The 9,443-nt window shown below is 31.3% G+C and carries 9 protein-coding genes; all 9 read right to left on the bottom strand.

Translation table 11 applies throughout. The annotated features are described in order from the left end of the window. Nucleotides 1-161 precede the first annotated feature (161 nt). The 9 genes from KPL44_RS19215 to KPL44_RS19175 all read right to left on the bottom strand — a co-directional run bounded on the left by KPL44_RS19215 (nucleotide 162) and on the right by KPL44_RS19175 (nucleotide 9,369). Nucleotides 162-1,529 (bottom strand): S1C family serine protease, encoded by a 1,368-nt coding sequence (locus KPL44_RS19215; RefSeq protein WP_216253359.1) that lies wholly within the window; start codon nucleotides 1,527-1,529, stop codon nucleotides 162-164. Nucleotides 1,530-1,716: 187 nt separating this feature from the next. Next, nucleotides 1,717-2,943: a peptidase T gene (gene pepT / locus KPL44_RS19210; protein ID WP_216253357.1), complete on the bottom strand. Its 1,227-nt coding sequence runs from the start codon at nucleotides 2,941-2,943 to the stop codon at nucleotides 1,717-1,719. Nucleotides 2,944-2,979: 36 nt separating this feature from the next. Then, a complete protein-coding gene (locus KPL44_RS19205; RefSeq protein ID WP_216253355.1) occupies nucleotides 2,980-3,564 on the bottom strand; it encodes a DUF1836 domain-containing protein in 585 nt (194 codons plus the stop codon). 220 nt (nucleotides 3,565-3,784) lie between these two features. Next, nucleotides 3,785-4,420 carry an endonuclease III gene (nth, locus tag KPL44_RS19200; RefSeq protein WP_216253365.1) on the bottom strand — a complete coding sequence of 212 codons (636 nt, stop codon included), beginning with the start codon at nucleotides 4,418-4,420 and terminating at the stop codon, nucleotides 3,785-3,787. A 23-nt stretch (nucleotides 4,421-4,443) separates the two neighbouring features. Then, nucleotides 4,444-5,151, bottom strand: a complete 708-nt coding sequence (locus KPL44_RS19195; RefSeq protein WP_216253353.1) for a lysophospholipid acyltransferase family protein — start codon at nucleotides 5,149-5,151, stop codon at nucleotides 4,444-4,446. Between the two features lie 38 nt (nucleotides 5,152-5,189). Beyond that, entirely contained in the window at nucleotides 5,190-6,182 is a 993-nt protein-coding gene (gene queG / locus KPL44_RS19190) for a tRNA epoxyqueuosine(34) reductase QueG (RefSeq protein ID WP_216253352.1), read from the bottom strand. Nucleotides 6,183-6,195: 13 nt separating this feature from the next. Beyond that, complete coding sequence (gene epsC, locus KPL44_RS19185; protein WP_216105997.1) at nucleotides 6,196-6,780, bottom strand: serine O-acetyltransferase EpsC; 585 nt, start codon at nucleotides 6,778-6,780, stop codon at nucleotides 6,196-6,198. 150 nt (nucleotides 6,781-6,930) lie between these two features. Then, nucleotides 6,931-7,842, bottom strand: a complete 912-nt coding sequence (gene cysK / locus KPL44_RS19180; RefSeq protein ID WP_216253350.1) for a cysteine synthase A — start codon at nucleotides 7,840-7,842, stop codon at nucleotides 6,931-6,933. A gap of 546 nt (nucleotides 7,843-8,388) precedes the next feature. Continuing rightward, nucleotides 8,389-9,369, bottom strand: a complete 981-nt coding sequence (locus KPL44_RS19175; protein WP_216253348.1) for an NAD(P)/FAD-dependent oxidoreductase — start codon at nucleotides 9,367-9,369, stop codon at nucleotides 8,389-8,391. Nucleotides 9,370-9,443: the final 74 nt, after the last annotated feature.

Below are 9,443 nucleotides of genomic sequence, written 5' to 3'. Positions count from 1 at the left end.
AATGTTGGACATAAAAATACTCCTCCTTACAATCTTTGATAATTACTTATCTCAATTATTGCCAAGAAAGAGTACATTTTATTCTGTTTACACAAAATTATTTACAGGTCCGAGATTAAGAATTGTACAACTCTTAATCTCCTTTAATATATACATTTAACTTATACAGAAAGTGTTATATTTACTTTTATAGTCTTTCCGTCTCTAACTATTTCTGTTTTAACTACATCACCTGCTTTATGTGTAGCTTTAATCTTATTTATTTCTGCAACAGTTTTAATATTTTTACCATCAAATTTTACGATTATATCTCCAGCCGCTATACCACCTTTTTCTGCTGCACTGAACTCTTTAACTTGTAAAATTAATACTCCTACTGATGAATTATATTCTTTTGCCATTGCTGAAGTAACATCTCTACAAGAAATTCCTATGCTAAGAATCGGTTTAATTAAATTCTCTATTTTAGGAGTTATTGTATTAATAGGTATCGAAAATCCTAATCCTTCTACTCCTGTTTCACCTATTTTTGCGGTATTTATCCCTATAACTTGGCCCTTAGAATTTACAAGAGGTCCACCACTATTCCCTGCATTAATAGCAGCATCCGTTTGAATAAATTTAAGGTTTTTATTTTCAATACTTACTTGCCTATTAAGTGCACTTACGACGCCTGTAGTTACAGATCCCAAGAATTCTTTTCCTAAAGGGTTTCCTATTGCAACTACTGATTCTCCTACTTCAAGCTTATCCGAATCTCCAAATTCAGCTACTCCTGGTACCTTTGTATTATCAGCTAACTTAATTACGGCCACGTCAGATGCAGCATCATAATTTATTACTTTTGCAGAAACTTCTTTTCCATCACTAAGCGTAACTTTTACATTTTGCGCTCCACTTACAACATGATAATTGGTCAAAATATATCCATCTTTATTGAAAATTACCCCCGTACCTACACCTTCTTGCGGGGTAGTCTGACCGCTTAGATCGCTACTTACAGCAGTGGTCTTGGTAGAAATTGCAACTACAGAAGAGCTAACTTTTTTCACAATTTGAGGCACAGTCAAAATATCTGTACTAGTACTAGCTATAAGTTTTGCTTTTGCGGTGCTAGCCACTTTTGTATCAGATGCTTTAGGTGTAGAAGCTACATTTGTGTCTTTCATTATATTCATTGTTACAATAGCTGATCCGACGCCTCCAAGTGTAGAACATATTACACCTACTATTATGTAGGCAACTATTCTTTTTCTCATACCACCTTTGTTTTTTTTAACTTTGTTGTCATTTATAGAACTGTAATTATTATTTTCTAGTATAGGTGGAGTCTCTTTGCTTTCTTTTTCTTTATAATCTTCACTAGGCACTTGCATTTCCATTGTAAGATCCTTATTATTATTTTCACTATCTATTATATTATCATTCGTTTCACTCGTTTCATTTGTTTCATTTGTTTCATTTGTTTCATTTGTTTCATCTTTTTCATTTTTTTTACTTATTTCATTATTATTTAAATCATCATTCATACTTTTCCCTCCTTACTTATTTTTCAGGGTATATAGCCATACTATTATCATCATATAAAATATGACTTATTTGTATCTTTTTATAGACCAAATTATGTTTTATCTTTAATTATATTTTAAAACACTTATATTGCAATTTGGTGACAAATTTGTGAACAAACTTTTAACTAATCAATATTTGCCCCTATTATTTGCTAGCATACAACTCAACTATTTTTAATATTACATCAACAGCCTTTTCCATAGCAAATGTAGGTATAAATTCATACTTACCATGGAAATTATGGCCACCAGCAAATATATTAGGTGTAGGTAGTCCCATAAATGAAAGCCTGGCGCCATCTGTTCCACCTCTAATAGGTTGCATTATAGGATTTACACCCACTTCTTTCAAGGCCAAAAACGCTGTATCTACTATATGCTTTACTGGTTCTATTTTTTCCTTCATGTTAAAATATTGATCCTTAATTTCTAATTCAACTGCTGCGCTACCGTATTTGTCATTTAATTTATCGGCTATGTTCTTAATAAATATCTTCCTATTTTCAAAATTTTCACTATCAAAATCTCTTATAATATATTGAAGTTTTGTTTCCTCAACCTCACCATTAATACTAATCAAGTGATAGAATCCCTCGTAACCTTCCGTAGTAGCTGGAGTCTCATTTTGCGGCATTAAGTTTATAAACTCATTTGCAATAAGCGATGAGTGAATCATTTTTCCCTTTGCGCTGCCTGGATGAACGTTTCTTCCGTGAATAGAAATTTTTACTCCTGCAGCATTAAAATTTTCGTACTCTAGTTCACCAATAAGTCCACCGTCCATTGTATATGCAAAGTCTGCACCAAATTTTTTCACATCAAAAATATCCGCACCACGACCAACTTCTTCATCTGGTGTAAATCCAATACGAATTTTACCATGCTTAATATTAGGATTCTGCATTAAAAACTCTGTTGCTGCCATTATCTCTGCAATTCCTGCCTTATCATCAGCCCCTAGAAGTGTTGTTCCATCGGTTGTAATAATAGTTTTCCCTAGGTAATTTTTTAATTCTGGGAAATCTTTTGGAGATAATACTATATTCTTTTCTTTATTTAATATAATATCTTCTCCATCATAATTGTAAACAAATTTAGGCTTAACGTCTTTACCAGAGATATCTGGTGCAGTATCCATATGGGCTATAAATCCTATAGTCGGTACTATTTTTTCTACATTAGATTCAATAGTTGCCATTACGTAACCATTATCATCTACGCTTGCTTCCTTTAGTCCCATTGCTTTTAACTGCATAACTAATTCTTTAGCAAGTACCATTTGTCCAATTGTACTTGGAACAGTTATTGATTCCTCATCAGATTTAGTATCATAACTTATATATTTTAGAAAATTTTCTACAACTTTTGACATATTGCCATCTCCCTATTTTTTAATGATTTATTATTATTATTTTAAAAAATTATCAATCAATTTTTCTGCCATTCTCTTTTGCATATTTGCTTTATTTGTAAGCAACAGGATCATTAATATTAATTCTAATAATTCCCCGCCTTCTTTTCCCATTTCTTTAATTTTCTCTTTTATAAATTTAGCATCTTTATCTATATCTCGTGCAAATTCTTTGTTTTGCACCTCTTTAATATCCAAAAAATCATTATATAAATCACCTAATGGTACACTTATGCTTTGTGGGGCTTTTATATCAATTATAGGATCAAATAAAGTATTAATATCACTAATTGATATAGTTTGCTTCAAATTATAAATAAGTGTAAGTAAAATAATATGCTCATTAGTATATTTTTTATTTTTCGCTGGCATCAGAACTTTACCTTTAGTGTAGTTGTTAATCATTGTTTTTGTAAGGATTTTATCCTCTTCATTTCTTTTAAGACTTCCAAGCTTTTCATTAAAAAAGGTTGTAACCTGATCCATATATAAGTCCACACATGGTATTTCTACTAAACTAATATCTTTTGCACCTATAATTTCCTCAACTAGTTTACTTAAAGTTTCCTCATTATAATTCATTCACTCCACCTCACCTTCATTATATAGCATTAATTGCACTGAATCTATAATTACCAGTATAATTATATAAAAAGAAAGCACATATTAGCATAAATGCATAAATCTTCGATAAAAGATTTTAAAACATTTTAACCAATATATACTTTCCTTATGTATCCTTAACTATTCTTCTTTCACTGATATTAAAAAAGCTCCTTATTATTGTATGTCATTATAATAATCACTTAGATTTCCCATTTAAAAATTCGCAATAAGGTGCTATAGGACACACCTCACAATTAGGTTTCCTAGCCTTACATATTTCTCGCCCATGCCATATAATAAAATGATGAGCATCACTCCACATTTTTCTTGGAATATTTTTCATAAGCTCTTGTTCTACAATTTCAACATTTTTCCCCGAGGCAAGCCCAATTCTTTTCGAGACTCTAAAAACATGAGTGTCTACAGCAATAGCTGGGATTCCGAATGCATTTGATAGGACTACATTAGCGGTTTTTCTCCCAACTCCTGGAAGCTCTATTAATTCTTCCATAGTACTAGGCACTACGCCTCCATATTTTTCTAATAAAAGTTTTGTAGCACCCAAAATGTTTTTGCTTTTATTGTTATAAAAGCCACAGCTCTTAATTTTTTCTCCTAGTTCTTCTTTAGATAATGTAATCATAGCCTCTGGAGTATTATATTTTGCATATAGCTTCTTTGCAACAACATTAACCCTTACATCTGTACATTGTGCTGATAATATTGTTGATACTAAAAGTTCATAATGGTTTGTAAAATCAAGTCCACACTTTACCCCAACATATGTTTCATTAAGAATTTCAAGGACTACTTTAATAGTTTTTTTATTTATATAAATCACCTACTTATTTTTATCTATTTATTTTGAGAATATACTCCCCTATACTGCTCAGGAAGAAGCACCGCTATACCCGACATTATTTCATTCATAACTCTATCATAGTATTCATCGCGAGCTTCATCTTTATCTTTACTTGGAATCATAATAGAATCACCAATACTAATATTTACATCAGCATGATGAAATTTTTCTAACGCCATATCACTTTCATCAATTGGTAATAATTTTTCTGTTCCCCAAATACCCATTGGTAGAATTGTCGCCTTTGATAATTTAGCCATTAATATAAGACCTCTCTTACCCTCTATCATCTTTCCACTTCTACTTCTAGTCCCTTCTGGAAACATCATAATGTTATCACCTTGTTTTAGCGTACTTACTATCTTAGATATAGCGTCTTTGTCTGGTGAATTAGGATGTACTTGTATAGTTTTCGCTACAAAAAAACCTAACTTAGTAAGCCTATTATCTGTTAGCTTTACCCCTGCAACAAAAGTTACATTATTATCCTTTAATAGCCTGTTCATAATTATGCCATCTGCATTACTTAAATGATTGCATATGAAAATTATGGGCTCCTTTATATCCTTAATTTTCTCCATTCCGTGCGTTTTAATATTTGCATATTTGTTAATATATGAATCTAATAAATATTTTGCTATAAATGATACAACCTTATCTGGCAAAATATTTATTATTCCTAACATAGATTTCGAAAGCATCTAAATTCCACCTTTCATAAATAATGACTATAGAAATATTATAATTTGAAAAACTTTAAAAGTCTATAATAATAATCTCTTATATAAGGTGATGTATCTTTCTGCAGGGCTGTAATTTCAACTTTTTCAATAATAAACGCATTAATAATTGCATTCCTTCTAATAATATTTTTACCTCTCCATCCACAAGAAGTTATTTTGTACATATCTTTAAATAATTTATTATCAATATTCATTAATACCTTAAGCTCGGGTGTTTTCATATGTTCATAAGGTTTAAATTCTTTAATAACACTTAATTCAACTTTTTTATTGTATGGGCAAACTTTCTGGCAAGTATCACAACCAAATAGCCTTCCACCTAGTTTTTCAAACCATAAATCCTCTATATCTTTTTTCTGAGTTATATAGGACAAACATATATTAGAGTTATTATTTATTCCAACTTTCCCTTTAACTATAGCACTTGTAGGACACGCTGACAGACATATTTCACAATCACCACATTTTTGTGTAACGCTCTCATCTGGCTCTATCACTAAATCCGTTATAATTTCTCCTAAAAAAACATATGATCCATACCTCTTGGTTATTAACATATTGTTTTTCCCTATAAATCCCAGTCCACAAAGACTTGCGATATACCTCTCAGGCAGCGCATTACTGTCTACAAAATACATAGCTTTTGCACCCAAGCCTTGAATATATGTACAAATCTTTTTCATGTATTCAATTAATACAAGGTGATAGTCTCTTCCCATAGTATAATCTGAAAAATATACCTTTCCGCTTATATCATTATCATATAGATATGGAAATGCAATAGAAATTATAGTTTTCCCGTCTTCCATATATATAAATGGATTTATTTTTTTATCTAACTCTTTCTCTTCAAACTCATTTTCTAGACCTAGTTTTTTTCTCTTATCAAAATAAGGATTTAGCTCATGAAAAATTCTACATTCGCTAAACCCTATAACATCTAAACCATTTATGCTGCAAAACTTAATTATATCATCTTTAACACTCATATTTTCATTCCCTTTATATCACCATATCATTGTACATTCTTTTAGTATTGCCCGCGTAGTCTTTAATCTCAATTATTGTTAATTCATTTACAAAAATAACTCTAGCAGGTATCCCTACAGCAGTGGCCTTTGGTAATACATCTTTTAAAACTACAGCATTTGCACCAACCTTGCTACCTGTACCTATTTTAATGGGACCAAGAATCTTTGCACCGGCGCCAACTATAACATCATTTCCTAAAGTAGGATGTCTTTTACCAGTGTCCTTGCCTGTTCCCCCTAAAGTAACTCCTTGATACAAAGTTACATTGTTTCCAATTTCTGTTGTTTCTCCAATAACTACTCCCGTTCCATGATCTATAAAAAATCCTTTTCCAATCTTAGCCCCCGGATGAATTTCTATTCCAGTAAAAAATCTAGCTATTTGAGATATAGCTCTAGCCAGAAAAAATATTTTATGATTATATAACATATGGGCTATTCTATATACTATTACAGCATGAATACATGGATACAATAATATTACTTCAACCCAATTTTTAGCTGCTGGATCCTTTTCTAATATATTATTTATATCATATCTTAACGTTTTAAACATACATTAATTCCTCCTATAGAATTATAGTTTGTAAACATACAAATTCATATTTTAAAATATGAATTTATATGTTCTTAAACCCTCACATTAGTCTATTTCTATGTGCTTTTTATCTATAGAGTAGAAATAAATGTTTAGATCTTACCCTAATTAGTCATAAATACCCATCGAAATATACTTTTCTCCGCCGTCTGGAGCAACTGTAACAACTTTTTTGCCTTTGCCTAATTTTTTAGCAAGTTTAATTGCTGCTGCAACATTAGCTCCTGTTGAAATTCCTACTAATATGCCTTCTTCTTTAGCAAGCCTTTTTGCTATATCGAAAGCTTCTTCATCAGTTATTTGCATTATTTCATCAATTACACTACTATCATAAATATCTGGTGTAAAACCTGCTCCTATACCTTGGATTTTATGTGGTCCTGGTTCGCCACCAGATAATACTGGGGATTTTGCTGGCTCAACTGCAACAACTTTAATTTCTTTATTAAATTCTTTTAATCTTCTGCCTACTCCAGTAATTGTTCCACCAGTTCCGACTCCTGCTACAAAAACATCTACATCTGATATATCACTAAAAATTTCTTCTGCAGTAGTTTCATAATGTTTTTCTGGATTTGCTATATTAACAAATTGTTGTGGTAAAAAGAATTTAGAATCTCCATCTGATATTTCTTTTGCTTTATTTATAGCACCCTTCATTCCCTTTGAACCATCTGTAAGGACAAGTTGTGCGCCATATGCTTTTATTAAGCTACGTCTTTCAACACTCATGCTATCTGGCATTACAATAATTACATCATATCCCTTAATTCTACCAATCATCGCTAAAGCTATTCCCATATTTCCACTAGTTGGTTCAACTATTGTAAAACCTTCCTTTAGTAATCCTAATTTTTCAGCTTTTTCTATCATACCAAGAGCTGCCCTATCTTTTATACTTCCAGCTGGATTATATTTTTCTAATTTCACATATACATCAGCCATGTCACCATTAACTAGTTTATTCAACTTTAAAACTGGTGTTCCACCTATCATATCTAAAACATTGTTATACATCATAATAATACCCCTCCAATTTAAAATAAATAATTTTCCTTTAAAAGCTATCCACATTTTTACATTTGTATAATCTCATAATATGAAAAAGTGACACATATTTGTTTGTTTTTGTAATTTTTCATATGTTTTTGGGTACAAAAAAAACTTCCTCTATTATTAGAGACGAAGTTTTACTTCGTGGTCCCACTCTAAGTTATAATCACCAAAATGATTATAACGCCACTTTTTCAAGCACAACGTTATGCTCTATCACTATAACGGGTGAGTCCCGATGCAGCCTACCAGAGGCAAACAATAATAAATAACAACATCTTTTACTTGTTATAAACTATTGTTTGACTTGTTCGGTGCATAACTCCAAAGGGCACTTCATATAATTTTCCTATAAGAGTCCTCTCAACTTTGGACTCTCTCTCTGTAAATTCTTCCTATATTACTTTCCTTCTTCTTAGTATTTCCTAGTATTCCCTAGTATTTCAGTATGAATTGCTTTTCTTTATTATATTCTTAACATTAAAATATGTCAATAGTATTTCTGTTGTTTTATTAAATCTCAGGGTTGTTTGCGTATAGTGACGCACTTTCACCTATAGCATAGCTTTGTTTTACCACACTTTCATGGAAATTATACCCCTGAACTACCCCTCCACATGCAAAAATACCACCTATATTTGTTTGTGAATTTTCATTCAATTTAACCTGTCCTGTTGATGAGTTAACTGCTATCCTAGCCTGCTTTGCCAGTTCATTGTCAGGATATAAATCTACTGATAAAAGTAATGCATCACAAGAGATACGTTCCTCACTACCATTTATAACTTCATTATTGCTATCAATCTTTACTAAAGTAATGCCTTCGATTCTACTTTTTCCTTGAATATCAACAACCTTATGCATCATTTTTAATGGTATATTGAAATCCTTTAGTGAATCACATAATTTTTTATCAACTGCATCAATAACGTTTTTACTCTCAATTACTGCTTTAACATTAGCACCTTCAATTGATAACCTTCTCGCTACTGTTAATGCAATGTCCCCTGTGCCTAATATAACTATTTCTTTCCCTGGCATATAGCCTTCAATATTTACAAATTTCTGTGCACACCCTACAGTATAAATACCTGCACATCTGCTACCTGGCAGATTTGAAAATCCTCTTGGCCTCTCTCTGCATCCTGTAGCAATTATTATAGTTTTCGCACAAATTTTGAAAGTTCCAATTTCAGAGTTCACAACATTAATTTCTTTAGTATCACTTAAATTTAAAACAGTAGTGTTTAATTTATATGAAATATTTAGTTCCTTAATTTTATCTATGAACTTCTGTACAAATTCTGGCCCCGTCAAATCCTCACTAAAAATATTCTTACCAAATCCATTATGAATACACTGATTTAAGATTCCACCTAATTGTTTTTCTCTTTCTAAAATCAAAACTTTACCTTCATAATGTTCTTTAGCTGAAATAGCAGCTGCAAGGCCTGCGAGGCCTCCTCCAATTACTACTATGTCATATTGTTGCATTGTATACCTCCAGTTGCAGGCATCTTAACCTGTTTCTTATTTTTGTATAACTAATATTAAATTTAATAATTCAT

Origin of the sequence: Clostridium sp. DSM 17811 (assembly GCF_018861905.1) — a bacterium.
Lineage (GTDB): Bacteria > Bacillota > Clostridia > Clostridiales > Clostridiaceae > Clostridium_AD > Clostridium_AD frigoriphilum.
Note: the sequence above shows the minus strand (reverse complement) of the source record. Positions and strands in the feature narration are given on the sequence as shown.